Origin of the sequence: Marinobacter guineae (assembly GCF_002744735.1) — a bacterium.
Taxonomy (GTDB): Bacteria; Pseudomonadota; Gammaproteobacteria; order Pseudomonadales; family Oleiphilaceae; genus Marinobacter; species Marinobacter guineae.
In genome coordinates this window covers 41557-66473 of sequence record NZ_KZ319342.1, presented here as the reverse complement: position 1 = coordinate 66473, position 24917 = coordinate 41557, and the positions used below count along the sequence as shown (strand labels likewise).

Genomic DNA, 24917 nt, shown 5'->3' with positions numbered 1-24917 from the left:
CCCGTACACCCTTGTACGAACTTTCTGGCACTTGAAAGAACAGGAGCCACGCTTATGAGTAATCCGGTGATCGCTGACAACAAACCCAAGAAAGTCAGCTTGAAGAAGGGAGAGGAATACGCCTTCTGTGTTTGCGGCCGTTCCGGTAACCAGCCGTTCTGCGACGGCTCCCACGGAGACACGGGCTTCAAACCAAAGGTCTTCAAGGCCGAGAAGGATGAAGAGGCGGTTCTGTGCCAGTGCAAGCAAACCGGGAACCCGCCCTATTGCGACGGCACCCATCAACAGTTCAGCGACGACCAGGTTGGCAAGGAAGCGCCCGACCCTAAAGGCGATAAGGATCATTCCGGTGAAGCCCCGAAGGCAAAGCCGACGAAAGAAGAGCCCACCGTCGAATTTATCCATCAACTGGCCCGGGAAGGTTTGAGCGGTATGGGCCGTCATGGACCAACCACGGCCATGGGTGTACCCCGCCATACCCTGCCCCACTGGGATGATCTGCAGATCATGGTGGCACAAATGGCCAACAAACCGCTTGCTGACGACGCCGATGTCTCCACGGAGCTGGTGATCGGGCCGGAGGCGCGCAAACCGCTGACCCTGAGTATGCCGCTGTTTGTGTCAGACATGAGCTTTGGTGCACTGTCCGAGGAAGCCAAGATTGCCCTGGCCCGGGGGGCAGAAATGGCAGGCACCGGCATCTGTTCCGGCGAAGGCGGCATGCTGCCGGAAGAGCAGCAGGAGAACTCCCGTTATTTTTATGAGCTGGCCAGCGCCAAATTCGGTTACAAAGAAGAACTCCTGAAGAAGGTGCAGGCCTTCCACTTCAAGGGTGGTCAGGGCGCCAAAACCGGCACCGGCGGACACCTGCCCGGTAACAAAAACACCGGCAAGATCTCTGAGGTGCGGAATATTCCAGAGGGCGAGCCTGCCATTTCTCCACCGACCTTCGAGGACCTGCGCTCCATTGAGGATTTCCAGCGCTTCGCAGGACACGTACGGGAGCTGACCGGCGGCATTCCGGTGGGTTTCAAACTCAGCGCCAATCACATTGAGCGGGACATCCAGTTCGCACTGGATGCCGGATCCGATTACATCATTCTGGACGGGCGCGGTGGTGGAACCGGTGCCGCACCGGAAATCTTCCGTGACCACATCAGTGTGCCTACCATCCCTGCTCTGGCGAGAGCGCGCCGCTGCCTCGACAACCACGGTGCCAGCGGTCGGGTTACTCTGATTGTGACCGGCGGGTTGCGGGTGCCAGTGGACTTTGTAAAGGCCTTGGCCCTGGGCGCAGACGGCATTGCTCTCGCCAACAGCGCCATGCAGTCCATCGGCTGTGTTGCTGCCCGGATCTGCAACACCAACAATTGCCCCGCCGGCATCGCAACCCAGAATGCGGATTTGCGCCAGAGGCTGAATGTGGATCAGTCAGCGAAGCAGCTTAAGAATTTCCTTGAGGCATCGGTTTCCCTGATGAAAGTCATGGCCCGGGCCTGCGGCCACGACAGCCTCAGCAAGTTCGATAGTGATGACCTGTCCACCTGGCACCGGGAAATGGCGATGCTCAGCGGCGTGCGCTACGCTGGCATGCTTGATCCCTCCGCCTGATCCTGTTTGCTGGCCGCCAGAACTCGCACGCGTTCGAAATCCTCCTCGGTGAAGACCCCATTCACACCGGAGATGGCGGCCAGCTTCATGCCGTGTTTCAGGCCCAGCTTGTAGATCTCCCTTACTTTTTCCCATTCGATGTTACGGCCCAGGGTGAAATTCTCGAACCGCGCTTCCAGGGCCAGCACGATGGTTTCCGCCAGACACGCATAGGCGATGCCTTTGGGCAGACCGATGTCTTTCATGCGCACCTCGCCGGGCAGCTGGATTTCGCCGGATTCAATCACCAGCACATCCGGGCGTTTCGCCACATCTTCCGCCGGAATATCCAGGGGCCGGGCCACGTCTGTGATCACGCAACCCGGCTTCACTTTCATGATGTCCAGGATGCGTTTTCCGGCACCGGAGGTGGCGGTCACGATCATATCCATGTGGGCCAGATCGCGTTCTGCGGAGCCGGCAACGTGCACGATGGCACCCGGGGTTTCCTGTTCGATGCTCTCTTTCAGGGCGAGCAGTTTCGCCGGTTCCGGGGCCGCGAGGTAGACCTCATCCACCGCCTTGGCCAGCAACCTTGCACAGACGGACCCGATAGCACCCGTGGCGCCCACCACCATGGCTTTACCGGCGGCTTTACCGCTGGGCCCGATACTGACCCGCCCTATTTTCTTCATGGCGTCATGGGCGGCCCAAAGGGCGCCGGAGGCACTGTAGCTGTTGCCGGTTGTGATCGGCAGCGGCGCGCGTTTGGCCACGGTAATGCCGGCATCACCCACAACCTTGGTAAACGCACCCAAACCCATGATCTGGGCACCAAGCTTCTTCGCCAGCTTTGCCGCCTGCAACAGCCTGGCGTAGGTAAACTCGGGCCCGTGGGCCATGATTTCCTTGGGAGTGCCACCGACCGTAATCAGCCAGCCCTCGACTTCATCACCGTCCGGCGACCTGATGCCTGAAACCTTCGAGTAGATGAACGGTGGCGTGTAGGCCACGGCCTTCTCTACAAGGTTCATCACCATCGGAGGCGATACATTGGCAATCCAGTCAAGGGGCGGGGTTTTGGTGAGGTATTGCTGCGAAAGCGGGTGAATCACAAAAGCGAAGCGGTTTACCCGGCGATAACCATTCGGGTACAGAATCCGGGGCTCGATACCCAGGCTCTGGATCACATCCAGATAGTCATCCGGCCCCAGTTGTTCCGGTGTCCGGGAGAGCGCCGCACTGATCATCGCTTCCATTACGTTGACCCCCACTGGGCGGCCTTCCAGCCAGGGGCTGTAGTCCACTACCATGGCCACCCTCCTGGAGCGCATCCAGTCGAGAGATGTCTCGGTAACGCGAGACGTGATCACGGTTTTGCCATCCAGTTCTTTCTGGGTGAAATGTTCCAGTTCTCCAATGGCGGCCACAATCACATGGGCCTCTGACACGGCGTGATGCAATGAACCCTTAACAAGCCTCTCTCCGAGACGGTAAAGCGGTGTGCGCAGGACGGTCTCGATGCTTTTGACCGCCAGGGGGTGAAACATGATGGGCGCTGTCAGCGATGTGTAGGTTTCCAGCTGTTTCAGTGAGGTCAGCAGCCTTGGCACGCCAAAATCGGTGTAGGGGTCGGCAAAGAAAAGGTTTTCCGTGTGTTCAGACAGTGCTTTGGCAATTCGATAGCCGGCCTGGCCGTTCATGAACACTACCCGGGCATTATCAAAGAAATGCCCCAGCTCGGACTGGGTGTGGCGGACTGCCCACTCCTGCAGGATCCCCCGAAGGCCCGCACCGGTTGTCACCGGCTTATCCGGAACGCAGGCCTCCAGCCGCGCGGTGTCCGGGTGTTCAAGTTGCTCCCGGCCCACCTCGTAGTGGTCGTGAACCATGCTAAGGCCGATGGCATCTGCCTGGGAATGCACCGATTCCAGCACCGCTTCTGCCCGGGACAGGTCACCGTCCGTGCCGATGCGTATAATTCTAAAAGGCTGCCCCAGAAACTCGGTTTCCAGATCGTAATCGTATTCGGCTGATCCCTGGCTGACACTGACAACGGTTTTCATATTCAGGCCTTCCCTTTTTCCTGTTGTTATTAAATGAAGCCTAAATCACGAGAGCCGTTTTTGCCTTATCCCAGATCAAATTTCGAAGCGCAATTCAGCGTCTACAATGAGAGACAACGAACGCACATTCAGACTGTCACGGATCATTCAGGAGCTCACTATGACTATTCAGGAAGAACTCAACGACACCGTCCGGGAACTGGTTCAGTCCGGCAAGGGAATTCTGGCGGCGGATGAAAGCCACCCCACCATTGCCAAACGCTTCAAGGCCGTGGGTGTTGAATCCAGCGAAGACAAACGCCGGGAATACCGAAGCCTGATTTTTTCAGCCTCGGGTCTTGGGGAGTTCATCAGCGGTGTGATTCTGTTCGAGGAGACTCTGGGCCAGACCAGCTTGGACAATGTGCCCATGGCAAAGCTTCTTGCGAACCAGGGTATCGTGCCGGGCATCAAGGTGGACAAGGGCAAGCAGCCCCTGATCAACGCTCCCGGCGACGAAATCACTGTTGGGCTGGATGGCCTTGAAGACCGCCTGGAGATCTACAAGAATCAGGGCGCCCGGTTTGCCAAGTGGCGGGATGTATTCCACATCTCCGATACCCTGCCCTCACGCCAGGCTGTAGAAGCGAACGCCGAGGTGCTGGCGCGCTACGCGGCCATCTGCCAGTCACTGGGAATCGTGCCCATTGTGGAGCCCGAAGTGCTGATTGACGGCGGCCACACCATGGAACGAAGTGCAGAAGTCAGCGAGTCAGTGTTGAGAGAAGTGTTTAATGCACTCTACCGACACAAAGTCGAGCTGACGCAGATGATTCTGAAACCGAGTATGGTGACCCCCGGCAAAGAAAATCCAAAGGCTTCACCCGAGGAAGTAGCAACGGCGACGCTTCGCGTATTTCATCGGGCTGTGCCGGCGGCTGTACCTGGCATCTGTTTCCTGTCGGGAGGCCAGACACCCGAAGAAGCCACGGCCAATCTGAATGCCATGAACAGCATGGGGGCCCAACCCTGGGAGCTAAGCTTCTCCTACGGCCGGGCATTGCAGGAACCGGCCCAGAAGGCCTGGGCCGGTGAACTCGACAACGGCCCGGATGCCCAGGCCGCAATACTGAAGCGGGCACGCCTGAATGGTGCGGCACGCTCGGGCAGTTACCGGCCGGAAATGGAAGGCTGAGCATTCCCGGCCCTCTCTTGCTTTGACTATCTCACTTGCAGCCAGAGACGCAACTGGCCGCGCCATTAAACGCCATGGTGCGGCCGCTGAGCGGCACGTGAACCGGCAGATTTACCGACTCCTGGAACAGTGCGGTACGGGTACCCTCCTGCACCTTGCCACCGGAGGTGGCCGGCTCGTTGGCATGGGAAGGAATCACCGCCCTGGGTTGTACCAGATCGTTGATCACGTAGGCCGCCTGGGTCGGTCCGGTAGTGTAGGTGTCCCCGATATTCATAACCACCAGCCCGGCGTCGTAATGATCGTTAACCACCAGTTTTTGCTCAGCGGTGATGCCGGTGTCGCCCGAGAGATAGACCACCAGCCCATTGGAGAACTTCAGCACATAGCCGGTAGGCGGCCCGACGCTGGCTCCCACGCCGGCAGCTTTCAGGTGTTCCGCCAGCGGCCCGGTCAGGAACGAGGGGGAAACGCCGTTGCTGTGAACGGCGGGCACGGTTGTGATGGCTACACCGCCAACTTCCCGCTCGCCGCCAAAACGCACCAGCATTGAGTTGGCCGGGTCGCCACCGGCATTCTGCAGCTTGGCAGCAAAAAATGCCGGCATTTCACTGCCAGTCACAATTTTCGCGTTGTGCTTCACCGCAATATCCACGGTATTGGATTGCGGCAACGTTGAAACACCGGTGTCCGGCGACGCGCAACTGCCCTGGTTCGTTTCGCTGATTCGCTGGTCTCCAACGTGGTCTCCATGCATGTGGGACACCAACACCACATCAATCTTGCCCAGCCGCGGGTCATTCGGGCCGGCAACGGTTCTCCCGGCGTCGTAAAGAATTCGGGTGCCGTTCGGGTCTTCAAATACCAGTGCCCGATCTCGACTGCAGAATTCGCCATCATGACTGCCCAGAGGCGTGACTTTCACCACGTGGTCATCAGCCAGGGCCGGCAACGCAGCGCCCAGCAAAAGACAGGCAGATGCCCCCGCACCGGCGAGGGTGCGTCGGAAAAATCCTTGAGACATGTTGTTGGTCCTCCCACTCGTTTTATTGTTGATACCAACACTGATACGAACGATAGCGCCGTTAGTACCAGTGTAGTCAGCGGGGAGAATTGTGTTTGGGAAAGGCCGATCAGGCCGCGCGGGAAGCGGCAACCGGCAAAGGCTGTTCCAGGCAGGCCAACATGGGTGCCACCTGGCGGATCTTGCGGGCTTCAGGCCACAGTGCTTGTGCTTCCACAAAGCCCTGGCGCAGAAAGTTGAGCCACTGCTTGATGCGACCGGTTACGTACCGGTCTTCCAGCCAGCCCTGAAGCACCGTGGCGTATTCGCGAACCAGTGCGACGGCTTCCGGCCAGGTCATGTCCGCTACGTTTTCGCCCTGCTGGCTTGCCTTGATCTTCCGGGCCAGATCTGGCCGCGCAATCAGACCCCGGCCGATCATCACATCGTCGCAGCCGGACACTTCACGGCATCGCCAGTAATCGGACACGGTCCAGATTTCGCCGTTGGCGATGATGTGGGTGTTCACTGCTTCCCGGGCCCGGGCAATTTCTTCCCAATAGGCAGGCGGTTTGTAACCATCTATTTTACTTCGGGCATGGATAACGATCTCCTCGGCACCGGCAGCTTCCAAGGCCTGGGCGCAGGCCACGCCCATGGAACGGTCGTCATAGCCCAGCCGCATTTTTGCGGTGACCGGCACGGACGCTGGCACCGCCTGGCGAACTGCAGCCACGATCTCATGCATCAGCTCGGGCTCACGCATGAGCACACATCCGCCCTTGTGTTTGTTCACGGTTTTGGCGGGGCAGCCGAAATTGATATCCACCTGGGTTGCGCCCAGCTCTGCGGCTTTAGCGCCATGACGAGCCATCTGGTGCGGGTCTGAGCCCAGAAGCTGAACCGCTACAGGCGTACCCGCTTCGGTAAGGGACTGGTTATGAAGTTCCGGGGCGTACTTGTGGAAAACTCTCGGCGGCAGCATGCCGTGAGTCACGCGAATGAATTCTGTCACGCACCGGTCAATCCCACCAACCTTGGTCAGTGTTTCACGGATGGGTGCGTCGACCAGCCCTTCCATCGGGGCGAGAATAATTCGCATGAATGCTCCAGCAGAAATGGGGCTGTTAAGAGGTAAAGGCTGATCAAAAATCAGGCGGAGCGGATTGTAAGGAATTTGGCGGGAAGATGGTAGACGGGCGCGTTAATCGGCGCTTTGATGGGCACCCCGTTACCGGGGTGCCCATTCACTTGCAGGGTTTATTTGACGTCAAAACGATCCGCGTTCATGACCTTGGTCCAGGCCGCAACGAAGTCTTTCACAAACTTTTCTTCGTTGTCGTCCTGGGCGTACAGCTCAGCGTAAGCACGCAGGACGGAGTTGGAGCCGAACACGAGATCCACACGGGTTGCGGTGAACTTGGTGTTGCCGTTCTTACGGTCCACGATGTTGTACGAGTTCTTGCCGGTGGGCTCCCAACGGTTTGACATGTCGGTCAGGTTCACGAAGAAGTCGTTGGTCAATTGCCCGACGCGGTCCGTGAACACGCCGTGCTTCGTGCCACCATGGTTGGTCCCCAGCACCCGCATGCCACCGAGCAGGACGGTCATTTCCGGTGCTGTCAGGCCCATCAGCTGGGCGCGGTCCAGAAGCATTTCCTCCGGCTTGACCACGTAATCCTTCTTCTGCCAGTTGCGGAAGCCATCGGCCAGCGGCTCCATCGGCTCAAAGGACTCTGCATCCGTCATCTCGTCAGTGGCGTCGCCACGACCTTTCAGGAATGGCACATGTACATCATGGCCGGCAGCGTTAGCCGCCATCTCGACGCCCAGGTTACCACCCAGCACGATCACATCTGCAATACTGGCGCCGGTATCGGCTGAGATCTTTTCGTAGACCTTCAACACCCTGGCCAGGCGATCCGGCTCGTTGCCTTCCCAGTCTTTCTGAGGCGCCAGACGGATGCGGGCGCCGTTGGCGCCACCGCGCATGTCGGAGCCGCGGAAGGTGCGGGCGCTGTCCCAGGCGGTGGAGACCAGGTCGTTAAGACTCAGGCCGGCTTCAGAAATCCTCTCTTTGACAACTTCTTCGATGTAGTTGGTCTCTCCCTGCGGGCAGGGATCCTGCCAAATCAGGTCTTCAGCCGGTACGTTCGGGCCGATATAACGGGCCTTCGGCCCCATATCACGGTGAGTCAGCTTGAACCAGGCACGGGCGAAGCAATCCTTGAAGTATTCCGGATCTGCCATGAACTTCTCACAGATCGCGCGGTACTTTGGATCCACCTTCATGGCCATATCCGCATCAGTCATCATCGGATTGCGGCGAACGGATGGGTCGGTGGAGTCAACCGGCTTGTCTTCTTCCCTGATATCAATGGGCTCCCACTGGTTCGCGCCAGCCGGGCTCTTTTTCAGCTCCCATTCATAGCCGAACAGCAGGTCAAAGTAACCCATATCGAACTGGGTCGGGTTGGTAGTCCAGGCACCCTCAAGACCTGAAGTGACTGCATTGGTCGCCTTGCCCTGCAGGTTCGGATTGCGCCAGCCCAAGCCCTGCTCGTGAACATCAGCACCTTCAGGCTCTGGCCCAAGCGCTTCCGCATCACCGTTACCGTGAGTCTTGCCAACGGTGTGGCCACCTGCGGTCAGTGCAGCGGTCTCTTCGTCATTCATTGCCATACGCGCGAAGGTGACACGGACCTGTTCAGCCGTCTTTTGCGGATCTGGTTGACCGTTTACGCCCTCCGGATTTACATAAATCAGGCCCATCTGGACGGCGGCGAGAGGGTTTTCCATGGTGTCGGGCTTTTCCAGATCTTCATACCGGCTGTCAGACGGCGCCAGCCACTCTTTTTCCGCACCCCAGTAAATGTCCGTCTCCGGATGCCAGATGTCCTCACGGCCATAGGAAAAGCCGAAGGTTTTGAGACCAAAGGATTCGTACGCAACGTTGCCGGCCAGGATAAACAGATCGGCCCAGCTCACTTTGTTGCCATACTTTTTCTTGAGCGGCCACAGCAAACGCCGGGCTTTGTCCAGGTTGCCGTTATCAGGCCAGGAATTCAGGGGTGCAAATCTTTGGTTACCAGTACCTGCGCCACCACGGCCATCGGCCAGTCGGTAAGTGCCGGCAGCGTGCCACGCCAGACGGATCATCAGGCCACCATAATGTCCCCAGTCTGCAGGCCACCATTCCTGACTGTTGGTCATCAGCTCATGCATGTCTTTTTCAAGTGCTTCGTGGTCGAGCTTTTTGACCTCTTCCCGGTAGTCGAAATCCTCACCCATCGGATTCGTTTTGCTGTCATGCTGGTGCAGGATGTCCAGGTTTAGATTTTCAGGCCACCAAGCCGCTACACCCGCCTTTTCCTGGGTGTTGGAACCGTGCATTACAGGGCATTTACCACCCGGGCTATTGTTCTCAGTCATTTTTCTCTCCTCATTCGGTTTGGCAAAACGACATTACTTCGACTCAGGTACCACTAACTATAGGCCAGATAATTCACTCTGCTCTGAGTAATTCTTATGCCCCAAATAGTGAATACCTATAAGGTTTCCCGCCAGCGCTGCGGATCTCACTCCGGGCTACTGAGCACACGCAAAATCGCTCGAGTAGTCCGTCAGAATTCCGAGAAAATCACGCCACGCCACAAGGCTGCTGAGTGAAACCAGATCTGACATATTCAGCTCCTGCCTGACGAATACGGCCCAACCTTAGCGTGCGGCAGAACGCTAGATACAATTAATTAAGAATAAACTTACTGAAGGTTTTTTCTATCGGAAGGTTTTATTTATGCGTAGGGATGCGGAAATAATCACAGCCGTTCTATGGACGTGAACTTGCCGGCATCGTCGAACAGAATCCGGAAGCTGCCCCGAATACCGTCCCTGAGGTAAAAACGGGAAAGAATACGGGCCGGGAAACGGACAGAGCGTCCATCCCGGGCCGTGGTGCGAACATCGGTGGCAACGCCCTGATAGAGTTTGATCCACTCATCAGGGCTGATGCTGACATCCACAATGATCTGCTGCATAGACTCTTAGTTTGCCAGTTCCAGCAGTAGACGGTTCAGGCGGGTCACGTAGGCACCCGGGTCCTGTAGTTGCTCGCCACTGGCCAGGGTGGCCTGGTCAAGCAGTACCGCCGAGAGCTCGCTGAAACGCTCCTCGCCCTTCTCCCTTTCGAGACGCTGAACCAGCGGATGGTCCACGTTGATTTCAAAGATCGGCTTGCTGTCCGGCACTTTCTGGCCGGCCGCTTCCATAATCTTCTTCATCTGCGCACCCATGTCAAAGTCACCCACCACCAGGCACGCCGGGGAATCGGTCAGACGGTTGGTAACACGCACTTCCTGAACCTTGTCGCTCAGAGCGCTCTTGATCCGCTCAAGCAGATCCTTGTGCTCCTCGGCGGCTTCTTCCTTGTGCTTCTTGTCCTCCTCGGTTTCCACTTCACCAAGGTCCAGATCACCGCGGGCAACGTCCTGGAACTGCTTGCTGTCGTATTCGCTGAGGTAGCCCATCATCCACTCGTCAATGCGATCGGACAGGATCAGTACCTCAATCCCCTTCTTGCGGAACACTTCCAGATGCGGACTGCTCTTGGCGGCGGTGAAGTTGTCTGCAGTAATGTAGTAGATCTTCTTCTGGCCTTCCTTCATCCGGCTAATGTAGTCATCCAGTGATACATTCTGGGCGCTCTCGCCGGTATGAGTAGACGCAAAACGCAGCAGGCCGGCGATTTTCTCGCGGTTGCTGAAATCCTCAGCCGGGCCTTCCTTGAGCACGGTGCCAAACTCACCCCAGAATTTCTGGTACTGCTCGGGTTCTTTCTTTGCCAGCTTGGACAGCATGTCCAGAACCCGCTTGGTGACCGCGGTACGGATGCTTTCCACCGTGCTGTCATTCTGCAGAATCTCCCTGGACACGTTCAGGGACAGATCGTTGGAATCGATCACGCCCTTGGCAAAACGCAGATACAGCGGCAGGAACTGCTCAGCGTCGTCCATGATGAACACACGCTGCACATACAGCTTCAGACCACGGGGGGCTTCCCGGTTGTACATATCGAAAGGCGCGCGGGCCGGGATGTACAGCAGGCTGGTGTAATCGAGCTTGCCTTCCACCTTGTTGTGGGACCAGGTCAGCGGATCTTCGAAATCGTGAGCGATGTGCTTGTAGAACTCCTTATACTCCTCGTCCTTGATCTCAGTACGCGGCAGAGTCCAGAGTGCGGTGGCATCGTTGACGGTTTCGTACTCGTCTTTCTTCTCTTCTCCCTCCTCAGATTCGGCTTTCATCACTACCGGGAAGGAAATGTGATCGGAGTACTTCTTCACCAGGCTGCGCAACTTCCAGCCGTTGGCAAACTCCTTGGCGTCGCTCTTGAGGTGCAGAACGATTTGAGTGCCACGATGCTCCAGGTTGACCTGTTCAATAGTGAACTCGCCGTCGCCCCTGGATTCCCAATGAACGCCCTCTTCTGCTGGCGCACCGGCACGGCGGGTAAATACATCGACCTTGTCGGCCACGATAAACGACGAGTAGAAACCGACGCCAAACTGACCGATCAGCTTGCTGTCCTTTTTCTCGTCACCGGACAGTTGCTGCAGGAATTCGGCGGTGCCAGAGCGGGCGATAGTGCCCAGGTTCTGAACAACGTCATCACGGGTCATACCGATACCGTTATCGGTCAGCGTGACGGTGTTGGCCTCTTCGTCAAAATCCAGACGAATTTTCAGCTCAGGGTCACTTTCATAAAGGCTGTCGTCTTTCAGCGCCGCAAAGCGAAGTTTGTCTTCGGCATCTGAAGCGTTAGAGATCAGCTCACGAAGGAAGATTTCCTTGTTGGAATACAGGGAATGAATCATCAAATGAAGCAGCTGCTTCACTTCGGTCTGGAATCCAAGCGTTTCTTTCTTTGCTTCAACCGTCATGGCGTTTATGTCTCCTGATACAAATAAGCAGGCACTTAGGTGTGCCCGAGTTACCTCATAGTTCGAAGAGCGGGCGCGGAGGCCGTTCCGAAACCGTGCGGAGCCATGGATGGCGGAGCCGAGCGTACATGGACGTATTCACAGCGTGTTTCGGAACGGCCTCCGCGCCCGCTCCTGCACAAATTTCCTGGTCTGAGCAGGAATTGGGGGCACACCTGGGCATTTCAAGCCCCCGGAGCATCGGCGAACTCAGTCTTCGAGGAGGAAATGAGCCCGTGCAGTTGCGATGGGTTGCGAACGGGATTTCTGCCAGGCGCTGACCATCACATTGGCCACGCGGTTGCCCTGGCGAGTCAGCCGGCACTCGGCATAGGTTTCACGGTCCAGACCCGCGCGCAGGTAATCGAGGGAGAAATCCACAATGCGGGGCATACGCAGGGACTCCTGGGACAGGATCAGGTAGATATTGGCTGACATCTCCATGAAGCCACCAATTACCCCACCATGAATTGCCGGCAGGATCGGATTGCCAAGATTGGATTCTTTCCTCGGCAGGCGAAAAATCAGGTCATCCCCGAAGCGCTCGCACTGCAAACCGATCCAGGTCGCGTAGGGAATGCTTTCAAGCATCCGGGTGAAGTCCCCGGTTTCCTGGGTATAACGGAGGATTTCCGGATCGGTCATTCTTCACCTCCCGTGATCAGGTCCCGGTAATACTTTGGGCTGGCATCCTTTCCGATGCGCATGAAAGTAGCCACACAGTTGGCGATGGTTTCACCCCCTTCCTGGTACGCCTCACAGCGGGTAAAGATAATGTTTCGGGTTACCCGGTAGGTTTCCGCACGGGCGTACACCGGTTTATGGGGCTGTGCGGGACGCATGTAGTCCACACGCAAGTCCAGCGTCGGGCATAGCTCGAAGTCCTCCAGTGCGCACAGAATGACGCAACCAGAGGTAGTGTCCATGAGCGTGGTGATGGCGCCACCGTGGATAACGCCATTGTCCGGGTTGCCAATGATCCGGTCACTGTAGGGAAGGCACAGTGTCAGGCTACCTTCCGTTGCCTCGATAACGGTGAGACCCAACTCTTTCGCCTGGGTGAGCGTTTCGATAAATCGGGTGACCCGCTTCATTCGGGTATCGTCGTTCATTCAGAATCAACCTGTGGATGAGCTTTTGGATTTGGCGTCGGTTTCAGGCTTGATCGGTGCCGGTTCCTCAAAAACCTTACCGGCTCGCAAGGCATGAAGCGCCTCGGAACAGAACTCCCGGCGGTACAGAACGATGACCACCAGGGTAGACGCTGCCATAAAAACAATCGGATGAATAAACCAGCCAACCACAGCCAGTGCATAATAGTACGAGCGCAGGCCAAGGTTGAAAGCATCCCCGGCCAGATTACAGACGTTGCCGGCACTGCGGGCGAAGGCTTCACGGCTTGCCGGGCTGGTTTTGGTGTCGTCGGGGTGCGGCGCGCTACCAATCATTACGGAAACAAAATTGTACATCCGCATCGACCAGGTGAATTTGAAAAAGGCGTAAATAAAGACCACCAGTAGCACCACCATGCGCAGCTCCCAGATCTCCCGGGTCGGCAGTTTTCCGAAGGGCATGGTGCTGAACACTTCCATGACTTCCTGGGTATAACCAAGCGCAGTGATTATACCGGCGAGGATCAACAGGCAGCTGGAGGCGAAGAAGGCGCCGTTACGCTCGAGATTGCCAACCACGGAGGCATCGGCAATGCGGTTTTCCCGCCGGAGCATGACCCGCATCCAGTCTTCCCGGTACATGTCGAGGGTGTTGGATAAGCAGGCGCGATCTGCGGCCCGGCGCTTTGAGTATTCGGTATAACCAAGCCAGCAAACCAGGAACCATAGGAATGCAATCAGTTCGAGTAAATCACCCATTGGCGGCCCTAGGATCAAAAGTACGAATGGTGCGGGAACAGAGGCTCATAATACGCCATGGGCCGGCCCGCCACCACAGCTGGCCATCATCCGGTAATCCAGCGCCAGGCGGCGATGTGCTATAAACTGGCCATTAAGGAATCGGGTATCCGAATAACCGGTAGCCTGACTTTGCATCATCAAAAGGGAGTTCGCTGTGAACCTGTCCGCTTTCAAAACCAGCCTTTTTGCAATTGCCCTGGCCTTGACGCTCAGCGGTTGTACCGTTAACCCAGTCACCGGGGAGAAGCAGCTTTCACTGATCGGGGAGAACCAGGAACTCGCAATGGGCGCCGAACAGTACGTACCCACCCAGCAGACTCAGGGCGGTCAGTTCTATGTCGATCCTGAGCTGACGCTGTACGTGCGGGAAGTTGGCCAGAAAATGGCGGCGGTCAGCGACCGGCCGGATTTGCCCTATGAATTCGTGGTACTGAACAGCAGCGTCCCCAACGCCTGGGCCCTGCCCGGAGGCAAAATTGCCATCAACCGGGGCCTGTTGACAGAGCTCGACGACGAGGCCCAGCTGGCGTCCGTTCTGGGCCATGAAGTTGTTCATGCGGCAGCAAAACACAGTGTTCAGCGGATGCAACAGGGAATGCTGATCAGCGCCGGTGTCGCTGGCCTTGGCTTTGCACTTTCAGACAACGAATGGGCCGGCCTGATTATGGGCGGTGCCGCGCTGGGTGCTCAGCTTGCATTGGCACAGTACAGCCAGGGCGACGAGTTGGAATCCGATCACTACGGCATTCTTTACATGAAGGAGGCAGGCTACGACCCAGCTGCAGCGGTGGAACTTCAGCAAATCTTCCTGGAGTTATCCGAAGGCCGTGAGTCCGGTTTCATCAACGGCCTGTTCGCCACACACCCGCCCTCAGCTGAACGGGTGGAGGAAAACAGGGAACTGGTGAAAAAAATCGGTGCGGGCGGCTACCGGGGCAAGGACGTGTACGATCGCAAAATGGCCAAACTTCGTTCACTTCAGCCCGCCTACGATGCCCATGACAAGGCCATGGAACTTGCCTCAAAAGACGAAATGAAAGCGGCACTGGATAAAGTGAATGAAGCCATTCGCTTACTCCCGAGGGAAGCCATGTTCTACTCGCTCCGCGGGCGCATCTACCAGGAACTGAAAGAGGAAGAAAAAGCGACTGCGGACTTCGAGAAGGCGGTGAGCCTGTATCCGGAGATGTTCACCTATCGTTTGTACAACGGGCTGAATGCTCTCCGCCAAAACAACCTGAACAAGGCCCGGGATAACCTGATCAAAGCCAATGAAACCGTGCCCACGTCCATTGCCTTCCTGCGCCTGGGGGATATTGCGGTGAAGCAGAACAACCGCAGTCAGGCCATTGCCTATTACAGCAAGGCTGCTGAGGCTGGTGGTGAGGTGGCCGAAGAGGCCAAACGGAAACTGACAGCGTTAACGCAGTGACTTACCGTCATAGTGTCCATTGACTTTTAGAGCAATAACTCTAAAAATCATATGACATCAACAACGATTGGATGACGGACATGTTAGCGAAACGTATCCAGCCCATGGTTTTCCAGGCTCGCCGCTACTATGTGGAACTGATGTTCCAGGTGATGGGGCGGGCACTGCAGGCGGTGAGTGAGGTGGACGAGAACGTCCAGAATGAAGCACGGGCGCTACCCGATGGCTTTCTGTTTGAAATGATGGTGATGCCGGACGGCTCGCGGCTGATTGTGGAACATACTGGCCAGGGCCGCTTTCACTATCACGGCAACACTGCGCCCCGCCCGGTGGACCTGTCCATCCAGTTCAAGCACATTGCCCATGCCTTCCTGGTGCTGTCGTTTCAGGAAAAGACCTCGGTGGCATTCGCCAATGACCGCATGCTGGTAGATGGCGATATCAGCTATGCAGTGAGAATGACCCGGGTATTGAATCGCCTAGAATCCTTCATTCTGCCCAAACTGATTGCCCAGCGTGCCGTGAAAGAATATCCCGCTGACCTGCGCCTGCCGAAAAAACTGATCAGTGCCGCGCGCATTTACCTGAAAGTTGCCACCAATTTCGTCGAGACAGCGAGAGCATAATGACCAACAAATACTATGAGTTCTTCTGCCCGGTAAAAGTGATCGCCGGCAAGGCCGCTCTTGAGCACATTCCTTACGAGCTGACCGGCATGGGCGCCAAACGTCCGATGATTGTAACCGACAAGGGCGTGCGCGCGGCTGGTTTGCTGGAGCCGGTCATTGCCGCCTGCGAGGAAAGCGGGCTCGAAATCACCACAATCTATGATGACGTGCCGCCCGACTCCTCCACCACAGTGGTACGCGATATTGCCGGCATCTACCGCCAGGAAAAATGCGATTCCATCATTGCCATAGGTGGTGGCTCGGCCATTGATACAGGCAAGGCGGTCAACATTCTGGTTTCCGAGGGCGGTGACGATATCGCCAAATACAGCGGTGCTGGCGTGCTCAAACATCCGCTGAAACCGTTTTTTGTGGTTCCGACCACGGCAGGCACCGGCTCTGAGGTGACCTCGGTGGCCGTGATTACCGATGAAAACAAGGGTGTAAAACTGCCGTTCACCTCCTCGTTCCTGCTACCGAATGCCGCGATTATTGATCCGAGAATGACGCTGACCCTGCCACCCCATATCACGGCGGCAACAGCGATGGATGCCATGACCCATGCAACCGAAGCTTTCACCTGCATGGCAAAAAACCCGCTGAGCGATGCCTATGCCACGGCGGCAATCAAGAAGGTCAGCCAGTCCCTGCTGAAGGTCATGGACAACCCGAAAGACAGCGACGGCCGGCTGGAACTGGCCCAGGCCTCCACTATGGCAGGCATTGCCTTCTCCAACTCCATGGTAGGCCTCGTGCATGCCTTGGGGCACGCAACCGGAGCCATCTGCCATCTGCCTCACGGGTTGTGCATGAGCCTGTACCTGCCCTACGTGCTGGAATACAACCTGGAGACCATCCGGGAACCACTGGGAGAGCTATTGCTGCACCTCGAAGGGCCGGAGGTGTTCGCAGCTACCCCGGCGAGCCGGAGGGCCGAAGCGAGCATTTCTGCGATCCGAAAATTACGGGATGCCCTCTACAAGCGATGCCAACTGCCACGCACTCTGAAAGAAACCGGCAAGGTGACCGAAAACCAGCTGGATCACATCGCCGAAATGGCACTGGATGACGGCTCCATTATGTTCAACCCGAAGGAAGTAAGCCTTGACGATGCCCGCGCGGTGCTTCGCCGCGCCTGGGCCTGAACCATTCTGATTGCCGATGAAAGGGGCTCCGTCCGCCGGGCCCCTTCCTGCGATCGCCTGAACATAGACCTCAAATCCTTGAAATTGACCTACAAAGGAGTGACAATTAGTTCTTCTGGCAGGGATCTAAGCCGGGTTCGTTCTTCCACCTACAGCACTATTCCGTAGAGAGCCCTCCGCATGCAAAACCGAAGATCCTGCCGTCTTCCCGTAGCAATCAGCGCTCTGCTTCTCGCCTTCTCTCCGCTTGTATTTCGTACTGCAGATGCCCAGGAACAGAAAGTTTTCCACTTCAACATTTCACCTAACGGCTATCCGCCCTACCTGATTGTTGACCAAAATGCACCCTCGGGGATCATGTGGGATGTGGTATCACTGATTACTCAAAGGCTTGGCTACACTGTTGTTTCCGAAAAGATTCCCCGAAAGCGGGTCGACCAGATGCTGCTCGACGGTTACATCGACGCAACGCCCCGGGCCCGAGAATGGACAGACCAACCCGAAAAGTTCCTGTTTACCGACCCGATTGTGAACATTGAGGAAGTTTTTTTCATTCCCAAACACTCAAAGTTATCGTACGACACTCCCGAAGACCTGTACTCGAAGACTGTCGTTACCCACCTGGGGTATCTGTATCCGCAGCTGGAAACCTACTTCGCCGAAGGAAAGATTCGTCGATTCGATGTTTCCCGCGACCGCGACATGTTTACCTTTGTACTCCACGGCGACCGGTTTGATGCCGCTATCGCGGACCGGCTGGTAGGCAGGTGGATTCTGCGCAACGAGGGCTTGCAGGACGAATTCCGGTCCTCCGGCAAGGGCATCAGTGAGTATGGTTTCCGGCTGATGCTTCGGCGTGATTGGCAGACCTTCACCGACCAGTTCAACGAAGAACTGGCCCGCATCAAGCAGAATGGCGAACTGGACGCCATTCTGGCCAATTACCGTTAAACGCCCGTTGGCGCCTGGCCTTTATTCGAGGCGCCTCAGTAGCAGCATTGGCGACACGCTCAGAACCGGCCGCAACTGCCATCGGCCAAAAAGTGCCAAGACAATCGCGCTGATCAGCGGGATCGGCAGAACAACTTGCCAGTGCCACTGAAAAGTACCCTCAAACATCCGGAATTGTAGCGCCCAGACGGCTGCCTCGGCGGCAACCACCCCCAACACCCCGGCGAAGCCGCCCAGCAAGGCGAATTCCAACATCGTGCTGCGAACCAGCAGGCTCTGTCGACCGCCGAGGGTTCTCAACAAGGCGCCCTCCCGCTGCCGGTCACGGAGAGTGGCACTGACCACAGCGGCCATCACCACCAGTGCGGCGGCGAGAATGAGCGCCAGAATCGCTTCAATTGCCTGGGTAACCTGCCGGACAATCTCCTGAATCCGGTCGATGACGTTGTCAATCTCCAGCACTGACACTGTCGGAAACTGTCGGGAGAACTCATTCAGGGCATCTTTTTTATCCCTGGGAAGATAGAAACTGGTGATCCAGGTCGCTGGCATATCCGACAGACCGCCGCCAGGCGGGAACGCCATGTAGAAGTTTGGCTTCATGCTGTCCCACTGAACGGTTCGGATGCTGGTCACCGTTTCCGTCACTTTTTCCGACCCGATGGTGAACGTCAGCTGGTCGCCCAAAGCCAGACCCAGCTTTCCCGCCAGCTCGGACTCAACAGAAACCCCTTCCGTCTGCCCCTGCGAAAACCAGCTGCCCCCCACGATCCGGTTGTCCGCAGGCAGTTCTGACATCCAGGTGAGGTTCAGTTCACGGTTGAGTGCACCAATACGCTCATCCTTGCTGACGGCCTCCTTCACCGGCTGGCCATTGAGCTCGGTCAGGCGGCCGCGAACCATGGGATAGAGCTTGTCCAGTGGCTGACCTCGCTCCTGCCAGAACGCATCGATTTCATCGACCGTATCTGGGGCAATGTTGATCAGGAAATGATTGGGCGCATTGTCGGGCAGTTGTGCCTGCCAGTCTGCCAGCAGAGATGTTCGTACCAGGATCAGCGTGGCGGCCAGCATAAGGGTCATGGCAAAGACCGCAATCTGCGACATGCTTGCTTTACGGTGCCGGTAAAGACCGACAAGTGCCAGGCGCCAGGAATTGCCGCCACCACGGACCCGGCGAAGGGTCGCTACCAGCAGCCACCCTGCCAATCCAAGCGCACCCAGCAACAAGGCAAGACCGCCCAGCAGAGACACCACTAACGCCAGTTCACCGGCGTACATCCACACGAGGCCGAACACCGCCACGATGGCAATAACCAGATCCGGCAGCGCCTCACGCCCGGTTTCTCCCGGCTGACTACGCAACACCCGCATGGCCGGAACATTCCGGAGTCGGCGCACCGGAGGGTAGGCAAAGGCAAACAGGGACACCAGTGCCGTTAGCAAGGCGGGTACCAGAGCTGAAGGGTCGAGCTGGAAGCCCACCGGGCGCTCCAGCACCTCGCTCAGCATACGGGTCAGCAGCCAATACAGCGGAAGTGCGACCAAAAGGCCGCCGGCAATTCCGGCCACCCCCCAGAGCGCGAGGCGCTTGAGATACAACCCGCCAATACCGGCACCACTCAGGCCAAGCGTCTTGAGCAGAGCGACGGTGTCACGCTGGGATAACGCGTATTGCCGGCTTGCCACGGCCACGGCCACAGCGGCGAGCAGCACGGCAAGGCTGCCACCGAGCAACAGGAAGCGTTCTGCACGCTCCAGCGACTGGGAGAAGGTTTCGCCATCGCGCACGCCCTCCCACTCATGACTGGGCTCCATGCGAGGTTGAAGCCATTGGTAATAGGCTTCGAGAGCGGCCTCGTCGCCGGCAAACAGATAAACAAATTCTACCCGGCTACCTTCCTGAACGACGCCGGTAGACGACACATCGTCTACATGCATCATGACCCGGGGCGCGAGGGCTGAAAGACGGAAACCGCCGTCCGGTTCGCGAATCAGCAGACCAGACACGGTCAGGCTTCGGCTTCCCACTTCCAGACTGTCGCCAATTTCCAGATCCAGCAGGCGCAATAAGCGCGGATTGATCCATACTTCACCCGGTCCCGGGCCCTGATTTACCAGTTCTCTTGGTCCATCAGGGTTCTGCTGGATCTCGATATCGCCCCTCAGGGGGTACTCGTTACTCACCGCCTTGACGGACACCAGCTGGAAGTTGTCCGCACCGAACACCATGGTCGAGAACTCGACCATTCGGCCAGTTTCCAGACCACGCTCCCTTGCCTGCTCCAGCCAGGACTCCGGGATCGGGCGGCCATTCTCAGCTTCCAGCTGCCGGTCGGCGGCCAGGAAGGAACTGGCCGAGGTCACCAGAGTTCGCTGCAGCTGGCTGGCAAAAAGTGCAATGGTGGCAACCGTAGCCACGGCAATAATAAGCGCAGCCAGAACAACGCGCACATCCCGTTCCCGCCAGTCCCGGCGGACAGACATCAGTTTTTTTGCAGCGGCCATCAGTGTGCCAGCTCCCGCGCCGCTTCCGGCTCTGTCAGCACCCCGGCTTCAATGTGGAACTGTCGGCTACAGCGGACAGCCAACTGTTCATCGTGGGTCACCATCACCAGCGTGGTGCCCTGCTCTCGGTTCAGTGCCATAAGCAAATCAGAAACCGCAGCGCCGGTGCGGTTATCGAGGTTGCCGGTCGGCTCATCGGCAAACAGGATCAGGGGGTCTGAGGCGAACGCCCGGGCAATCGCCACGCGCTGCTGTTCACCGCCAGATAGCTGTCTTGGCGTGTGAGTCAGGCGCTCGCCCAGCCCCACCCGTTCAAGGAGTTCCCGAGCTCTTTTCTCGGGCGCTTCCATTCCGGCCAACTCCAGTGGCAGCATAACGTTCTCGAGCGCGGTCAGAGCTGGCAGCAGCTGAAATGACTGAAACACAAATCCGACCCGGTGGGCGCGGAGCTTCGCCCGCTCGTCCTCGCTGAGCTCACTGATCACCGAGCCGTCCAGCTCAACCGTTCCGTCACTTGGCGTATCAAGACCCGCAAGCAATCCCAGCAACGTGGTTTTGCCGGAACCGGACCGACCAACGATGGCTACGGATTCTCCCCGATTGATTTCGAGATTGACCCCCTGCAAGATCGTCAGCGTATCGGTTTCAAGGCTGACGCGATGAGTCAGGTTTTCCACTCGTAACATGGGGCTTTGGCTTTCCGGGTTAACATTGGTCATCTGATTCACGGAATCTCCCGATCCTGGGTTCTGAACACGGAATAAGGTGTATAAGTTTTCTATGCATACGGCATTGGTGTACGTCAGATCAATTCTTTTTCTCATGGCAATGTTGCTGGCACTGCCAGCGGCGGCCAGCCAGAACACACTCCTTATTTTGGGAGACAGCCTTAGTGCGGCTTATGGCGTGCCCTCCGAGACTGCCTGGGTGCAGTTGCTGCGTGACCGGCTGGATAACAACGGTCTGGCTGACTGGGAAGTGGTAAATGCCAGCATCAGTGGAGAAACCACCGATGGTGGTGCTCGCCGTCTGCCCGAGCTGATAGAGGAGAACGACCCAGAGGTTGTAATCATCGAACTGGGCGGCAACGATGGCCTGCGCGGTTTTCCACCCAATGTCATCGAATCCAATCTTGCCTCCATGATTAAACAGATTCAGGCTTCCGGCGCCCGGGCGGTGCTGGTGGGCATGCAAATACCGCCGAATTACGGCGAGCGATATACCCAGATGTTTGCCGACATCTATCCGAAACTGTCAGACCGTTATGACACTGACCTGGTTCCCTTCTTTCTTGATGGTATCTACAACCAGGACGGACTGATGCAGGACGACGGCATTCACCCCACGGAAGAGGCCCAGCACAAGCTGCTGGAAAACGTCTGGCCGGTGATCAGGCCGATCCTGAAGTGACGCTGGCTCAGGCCATGGATTGCAGGAAGGCCAGTGCCCGGCGCTCTGACCAGTAGAATCCGTCACGGGCATGCTCTACAAAGCCGACATGGCCGCCCCAACGGGGGACTTCCAGCCCAACATGGGCACCGAGCACGCGGCGGGATTCCGGAAAGCACTCAGGGGACAGGAATGGGTCATCTGCTGCATTCACCATCAGGGCAGGTACCCGGATATCTTTCAGCCGGCCAAGCGCCGAACACCGGGCCCAGTAATCCTGGGCGTCCCTGAAACCGTGCAGAGGCGCCGTGTAATGATTATCGAATTCATGAAAACTGCGGATTGAATCAAAACCGGAAACATCAATCAGCTCCGGGAATTTTTCCGCTTTTTCCTGCATCTTGACCTTGAGGTCCCGCAAAAACCTCTGCATGTAGATCTTCCGACTGGGCAGAGCCAGCATATCCGCACTGCCCGCAAGGTCGCAGGGTACGGAATAGGCGACGGCGCCACAAATTCTGCTGTCCACCTGCTCGCCCTGCTCGCCGAGGTAGAGCAGCGTCAGGTTGCCGCCCATGCTGAAGCCTGACATGAACAAAGTCTCGTAGGTGTCTGCCAATCCTCGATTTACTACCAGACTCAGATCCTCGGTGGCGCCGCTGTGATAGAACCTTGGCTGGTGGTTCATCACGCCACCACAGGAGCGGAAATTCCAGGCCAGAACGTCCCAGCCTTCACGGAGGAGAGCCCGGGTCAGACCAAGCACATAGGGCCGGCGGCTGTGCCCCTCCAAACCATGGGAAACAATTGCCAGCCGACTACTCCCCTGCCGATACCAGTCCAGATGCAGCTCATCGTTATCCGGCGTAGGCAGGATTTCAGTTTCCGGATTTACCATCGGCACCCGGCGAAACAACGTTGGCCAGACAGACTGAACATGGCCATTACGCAACCAGGGTGGCGGTCGGTAGTGAAGGATCTTACTTTCGTACAATTTTTAGCCTTTCATATCATGGGGTTGACCCGGCAAATCAAAGCGCTTAATATGCGCGCCGATTGATGCTGTTCCCCGATAGCTCAGTTGGTAGAGCAACGGACTGTTAATCCGTTTGTCGCTGGTTCGAGCCCAGCTCGGGGAGCCACTTATTCCGAAATGCCGCTGTCTCATCTGACACAGCGGCATTTTTCGTTTCAGCTTCAGAAAACCTGTTCGCGCTGCATGAACTCGGCCAGCACCCGGAACAGCGTGAAGCCATCCTCGGTCCCGATCAGTTCACGAATGGAGTGCATGCCAAACTGGGGCACGCCTATATCCAGGGTGGTCACACCCAGATTTCCAGCCGTCAGAGGGCCGATGGTGCTCCCGCAGCCCATGTCGCTTCGCACCACAAAGGTCTGGTGCGGCAGGCCAAGCTCGTCACTGATGTGGCGATACACGGCTGCCGACCGGCTGTTGGTCGCATAGCGCTGGTTATGATTGACCTTTATGACCGGGCCCTGATTCAGAATCGGTCCGTGATTTTCATCGTGCTTGTCCAGGTAATTCGGGTGAACACCATGGGCGTTGTCTGCAGAGACCATCATCGAGCGGGCAATGGCCCGGGCCTTGCCGGCACCGGCCCAACGGTCCAGAACGGCGGTCAGGAACGGCCCCTGGGCACCCTCGGCAGACATGCTGCCAACCTCTTCGTGATCATTGCACACCAGCAGTGCTGCCTCGTCTCCGGACGCCGTCAACAAGGCCTGAAGACCAATGTGACAACTCAGCAGATTGTCCAGCCGGGCGGAGGCAATAAATTCATCCCGCAGACCCACGAATGAGGCTTCCCGGGCATCATAGAAACTCAGTTCGTAACCCAACACCTTGCGGACACTGAGCCCGGATTCGGCGGCAATCTGGCGCGACAACAGGTCGACAAAGCTGGTCGTGTCGTTTTCGGGTACCTGCATCAGGACCGGCGGCAGGTCGGTCTGGGCATTCACCGTTCGATTGGTGTTGGCTTCCCGATCCAGGTGGATGGCGAGGCTCGGAATAAACGCCACAGGCTTACGGAAATCCACCAGGGTATCCCGCACCTTGCCTTCCTCATCCAGCACCGTAACCCGACCAGCCAGAGACAGATCCCGGTCAAACCAGGGATTGAGCAGGACGCCGCCATAGACTTCCACTCCGAGCTGAAAAAAGCCTTTGCGGCGCAACTCGGGATTCGGCTTAACCTTCAGGCAGGGACTGTCAGTGTGAGCACCGACCATGCGGATACCCGATGTGGTGACATCCTTGCTGCCAGTGCGAAAGGCGATGATCGACGAGCCGTTACGGATAACGTAATAACCCTGATTCTGGGCCAGCGACCAGTCCTCGCGCTCGTCCAGCTCCTGAAAACCGGCAGCATCAAGCCGCTGCTTCATGGTCGCCACGGCATGCCAGGGCGTGGGCGACGTGTTCAGAAACTTCAATAAATCTTTGCTAAATTCAGCGTGTTCCATGATGTCCCTGATTGAAAGATAATTGCCATAACAGTATGGCATGAAGCCTCAAAGCCTCATACTGAGTCAACGGACATTCCCTATAACCGGGTCACAAACCAACTACCGGGAGCCCACCGTGCCTGCACCGAGATTTCTCGATATTGAATACTGCCAGACCGACGATGCCCTCTTCCCCATAGCCATGTCCTGGTCACTGGAAGACGGTCGCATGAAAACCGTCGTAATTGCCCCCTCCGACGACTGGCTCCCGGAGGACGGCGACCTGGGCGATATCGACCTGCTGTACCTTGAGGAACAGGGTGTGCCCCTGATCGAACTGGCCCGGGAACTGCACCAGGACCTGCCAGACCAGACCGTATATGTAGACGGCCTGGATCCGGACGAAATCCTGGTTGATCTGATTTTCACCGCGGTGGAGCAGGAAGCGCCCTTCGAGATCGCCCCGATCAGCGAACTCATCACCGACCTGGACAGCGAAACTCTGGAAGACCGCCGCCAGCAGCTCCTGTTCGAGGAGAGTCTGGAACCGCAACTGCCGGAGAGCGGAGTTTACGCCCTACTCCTTATGGCCCGGGAAGAAGGCCTGTTCGACGAAGACTGAAAACAGGGC

At 57.3% G+C, this 24917-nt stretch carries 21 protein-coding genes and 1 tRNA gene; 9 read left to right on the top strand and 13 right to left on the bottom strand.

Features of this window, described 5'->3' with window-relative positions:
- The first annotated feature begins 54 nt into the window (after positions 1 to 54).
- A complete protein-coding gene (locus CLH62_RS17890) occupies positions 55 to 1611 on the top strand; it encodes a glutamate synthase-related protein (RefSeq protein WP_099619569.1) in 1557 nt (518 codons plus the stop codon).
- Here CLH62_RS17890 and CLH62_RS17885 read toward each other — a convergent pair.
- Entirely contained in the window at positions 1581 to 3656 is a 2076-nt protein-coding gene (locus CLH62_RS17885; protein ID WP_099619568.1) for a dehydrogenase, read from the bottom strand. The two genes, CLH62_RS17890 and CLH62_RS17885, sit on opposite strands and share 31 nt — an antisense overlap.
- 160 nt (positions 3657 to 3816) lie before the next feature.
- Between CLH62_RS17885 and CLH62_RS17880 the strand changes: the two genes are divergently transcribed.
- On the top strand, positions 3817 to 4830 hold the full coding sequence (locus tag CLH62_RS17880; RefSeq protein ID WP_099619567.1) for a class I fructose-bisphosphate aldolase: 1014 nt from the start codon (positions 3817 to 3819) through the stop codon (positions 4828 to 4830).
- A gap of 31 nt (positions 4831 to 4861) precedes the next feature.
- On the opposite strand, the gene CLH62_RS17875 is transcribed toward CLH62_RS17880, so the two are convergent.
- From CLH62_RS17875 to CLH62_RS17840, 8 genes are all read right to left on the bottom strand, one after another.
- Positions 4862 to 5854, bottom strand: a complete 993-nt coding sequence (locus CLH62_RS17875; RefSeq protein WP_099619566.1) for an MBL fold metallo-hydrolase — start codon at positions 5852 to 5854, stop codon at positions 4862 to 4864.
- 109 nt (positions 5855 to 5963) lie between these two features.
- Positions 5964 to 6935: a tRNA dihydrouridine synthase gene (locus CLH62_RS17870; protein ID WP_099619565.1), complete on the bottom strand. Its 972-nt coding sequence runs from the start codon at positions 6933 to 6935 to the stop codon at positions 5964 to 5966.
- 158 nt (positions 6936 to 7093) lie between these two features.
- Positions 7094 to 9265 carry a catalase/peroxidase HPI gene (gene katG / locus CLH62_RS17865; RefSeq protein ID WP_099619564.1) on the bottom strand — a complete coding sequence of 724 codons (2172 nt, stop codon included), beginning with the start codon at positions 9263 to 9265 and terminating at the stop codon, positions 7094 to 7096.
- A 386-nt stretch (positions 9266 to 9651) separates the two neighbouring features.
- On the bottom strand, positions 9652 to 9870 hold the full coding sequence (locus tag CLH62_RS17860; RefSeq protein ID WP_099619563.1) for a DUF2835 domain-containing protein: 219 nt from the start codon (positions 9868 to 9870) through the stop codon (positions 9652 to 9654).
- A gap of 6 nt (positions 9871 to 9876) precedes the next feature.
- The gene (gene htpG / locus CLH62_RS17855) at positions 9877 to 11772 is read right to left on the bottom strand and encodes a molecular chaperone HtpG (RefSeq protein WP_099619562.1); all 1896 of its coding nucleotides are present in this window, start codon (positions 11770 to 11772) and stop codon (positions 9877 to 9879) included.
- Between the two features lie 249 nt (positions 11773 to 12021).
- A complete protein-coding gene (locus CLH62_RS17850; RefSeq protein ID WP_099619561.1) occupies positions 12022 to 12456 on the bottom strand; it encodes a PaaI family thioesterase in 435 nt (144 codons plus the stop codon).
- On the bottom strand, positions 12453 to 12923 hold the full coding sequence (locus CLH62_RS17845) for a PaaI family thioesterase (protein WP_099619560.1): 471 nt from the start codon (positions 12921 to 12923) through the stop codon (positions 12453 to 12455). The genes CLH62_RS17850 and CLH62_RS17845 overlap by 4 nt, the downstream gene beginning before the upstream one ends.
- 6 nt (positions 12924 to 12929) lie before the next feature.
- Entirely contained in the window at positions 12930 to 13682 is a 753-nt protein-coding gene (locus CLH62_RS17840) for a DUF599 domain-containing protein (RefSeq protein ID WP_099619559.1), read from the bottom strand.
- A 196-nt stretch (positions 13683 to 13878) separates the two neighbouring features.
- Between CLH62_RS17840 and CLH62_RS17835 the strand changes: the two genes are divergently transcribed.
- The 4 genes from CLH62_RS17835 (at position 13879) to CLH62_RS17820 (ending at position 17920) form a co-directional block, all read left to right on the top strand.
- Positions 13879 to 15156 carry a M48 family metalloprotease gene (locus CLH62_RS17835; protein ID WP_099619558.1) on the top strand — a complete coding sequence of 426 codons (1278 nt, stop codon included), beginning with the start codon at positions 13879 to 13881 and terminating at the stop codon, positions 15154 to 15156.
- Positions 15157 to 15236: 80 nt separating this feature from the next.
- Positions 15237 to 15782 (top strand): hypothetical protein, encoded by a 546-nt coding sequence (locus CLH62_RS17830; RefSeq protein WP_099619557.1) that lies wholly within the window; start codon positions 15237 to 15239, stop codon positions 15780 to 15782.
- Positions 15782 to 16969 (top strand): iron-containing alcohol dehydrogenase, encoded by a 1188-nt coding sequence (locus CLH62_RS17825; protein ID WP_099619556.1) that lies wholly within the window; start codon positions 15782 to 15784, stop codon positions 16967 to 16969. Before CLH62_RS17830 ends, CLH62_RS17825 begins: the two co-directional genes overlap by 1 nt.
- Positions 16970 to 17149: 180 nt before the next feature.
- Entirely contained in the window at positions 17150 to 17920 is a 771-nt protein-coding gene (locus tag CLH62_RS17820; protein ID WP_099619555.1) for a substrate-binding periplasmic protein, read from the top strand.
- A 21-nt stretch (positions 17921 to 17941) separates the two neighbouring features.
- Here CLH62_RS17820 and CLH62_RS17815 read toward each other — a convergent pair whose 3' ends face one another.
- Both CLH62_RS17815 and CLH62_RS17810 read right to left on the bottom strand, forming a co-directional pair.
- Complete coding sequence (locus CLH62_RS17815) at positions 17942 to 20428, bottom strand: ABC transporter permease (RefSeq protein ID WP_099619554.1); 2487 nt, start codon at positions 20426 to 20428, stop codon at positions 17942 to 17944.
- Entirely contained in the window at positions 20428 to 21147 is a 720-nt protein-coding gene (locus CLH62_RS17810) for an ABC transporter ATP-binding protein (protein ID WP_099619553.1), read from the bottom strand. The genes CLH62_RS17815 and CLH62_RS17810 overlap by 1 nt, the downstream gene beginning before the upstream one ends.
- A 61-nt stretch (positions 21148 to 21208) precedes the next feature.
- Here CLH62_RS17810 and CLH62_RS17805 point away from each other — a divergent pair, with 61 nt between their 5' ends.
- Positions 21209 to 21838 carry an arylesterase gene (locus CLH62_RS17805; RefSeq protein WP_099619552.1) on the top strand — a complete coding sequence of 210 codons (630 nt, stop codon included), beginning with the start codon at positions 21209 to 21211 and terminating at the stop codon, positions 21836 to 21838.
- Between the two features lie 7 nt (positions 21839 to 21845).
- Here the strand turns inward: CLH62_RS17805 and CLH62_RS17800 are convergent, their stop codons facing one another.
- Positions 21846 to 22811, bottom strand: a complete 966-nt coding sequence (locus CLH62_RS17800) for a YheT family hydrolase (RefSeq protein WP_170005827.1) — start codon at positions 22809 to 22811, stop codon at positions 21846 to 21848.
- Between the two features lie 72 nt (positions 22812 to 22883).
- Between CLH62_RS17800 and CLH62_RS17795 the strand changes: the two genes are divergently transcribed.
- Positions 22884 to 22959: transfer RNA gene (locus CLH62_RS17795), tRNA-Asn, on the top strand.
- Positions 22960 to 23014: 55 nt separating this feature from the next.
- Here the strand turns inward: CLH62_RS17795 and CLH62_RS17790 are convergent.
- Positions 23015 to 24304, bottom strand: coding sequence for a M18 family aminopeptidase (locus CLH62_RS17790; protein ID WP_099619719.1), 1290 nt, complete (start codon positions 24302 to 24304; stop codon positions 23015 to 23017).
- Positions 24305 to 24422: 118 nt separating this feature from the next.
- Between CLH62_RS17790 and CLH62_RS17785 the strand changes: the two genes are divergently transcribed.
- Entirely contained in the window at positions 24423 to 24908 is a 486-nt protein-coding gene (locus tag CLH62_RS17785) for a hypothetical protein (RefSeq protein WP_099619551.1), read from the top strand.
- The last annotated feature ends 9 nt before the right edge of the window (positions 24909 to 24917 follow it).

Excerpts from the sequence above, each read along its gene's own strand:
- CLH62_RS17890 (WP_099619569.1), top strand. The coding sequence starts at position 55 with ATGAGTAATCCGGTGATCGCTGACAACAAACCCAAGAAAGTCAGCTTG.
- CLH62_RS17885 (WP_099619568.1), bottom strand. The coding sequence starts at position 3,656 with ATGAAAACCGTTGTCAGTGTCAGCCAGGGATCAGCCGAATACGATTAC.
- CLH62_RS17880 (WP_099619567.1), top strand. The coding sequence starts at position 3,817 with ATGACTATTCAGGAAGAACTCAACGACACCGTCCGGGAACTGGTTCAG.
- CLH62_RS17875 (WP_099619566.1), bottom strand. The coding sequence starts at position 5,854 with ATGTCTCAAGGATTTTTCCGACGCACCCTCGCCGGTGCGGGGGCATCT.
- CLH62_RS17870 (WP_099619565.1), bottom strand. The coding sequence starts at position 6,935 with ATGCGAATTATTCTCGCCCCGATGGAAGGGCTGGTCGACGCACCCATC.
- katG (WP_099619564.1), bottom strand. The coding sequence starts at position 9,265 with ATGACTGAGAACAATAGCCCGGGTGGTAAATGCCCTGTAATGCACGGT.
- CLH62_RS17860 (WP_099619563.1), bottom strand. The coding sequence starts at position 9,870 with ATGCAGCAGATCATTGTGGATGTCAGCATCAGCCCTGATGAGTGGATC.
- htpG (WP_099619562.1), bottom strand. The coding sequence starts at position 11,772 with ATGACGGTTGAAGCAAAGAAAGAAACGCTTGGATTCCAGACCGAAGTG.
- CLH62_RS17850 (WP_099619561.1), bottom strand. The coding sequence starts at position 12,456 with ATGACCGATCCGGAAATCCTCCGTTATACCCAGGAAACCGGGGACTTC.
- CLH62_RS17845 (WP_099619560.1), bottom strand. The coding sequence starts at position 12,923 with ATGAACGACGATACCCGAATGAAGCGGGTCACCCGATTTATCGAAACG.
- CLH62_RS17840 (WP_099619559.1), bottom strand. The coding sequence starts at position 13,682 with ATGGGTGATTTACTCGAACTGATTGCATTCCTATGGTTCCTGGTTTGC.
- CLH62_RS17830 (WP_099619557.1), top strand. The coding sequence starts at position 15,237 with ATGTTAGCGAAACGTATCCAGCCCATGGTTTTCCAGGCTCGCCGCTAC.
- CLH62_RS17825 (WP_099619556.1), top strand. The coding sequence starts at position 15,782 with ATGACCAACAAATACTATGAGTTCTTCTGCCCGGTAAAAGTGATCGCC.
- CLH62_RS17820 (WP_099619555.1), top strand. The coding sequence starts at position 17,150 with ATGCAAAACCGAAGATCCTGCCGTCTTCCCGTAGCAATCAGCGCTCTG.
- CLH62_RS17815 (WP_099619554.1), bottom strand. The coding sequence starts at position 20,428 with ATGGCCGCTGCAAAAAAACTGATGTCTGTCCGCCGGGACTGGCGGGAA.
- CLH62_RS17810 (WP_099619553.1), bottom strand. The coding sequence starts at position 21,147 with ATGACCAATGTTAACCCGGAAAGCCAAAGCCCCATGTTACGAGTGGAA.
- CLH62_RS17805 (WP_099619552.1), top strand. The coding sequence starts at position 21,209 with ATGCATACGGCATTGGTGTACGTCAGATCAATTCTTTTTCTCATGGCA.
- CLH62_RS17790 (WP_099619719.1), bottom strand. The coding sequence starts at position 24,304 with ATGGAACACGCTGAATTTAGCAAAGATTTATTGAAGTTTCTGAACACG.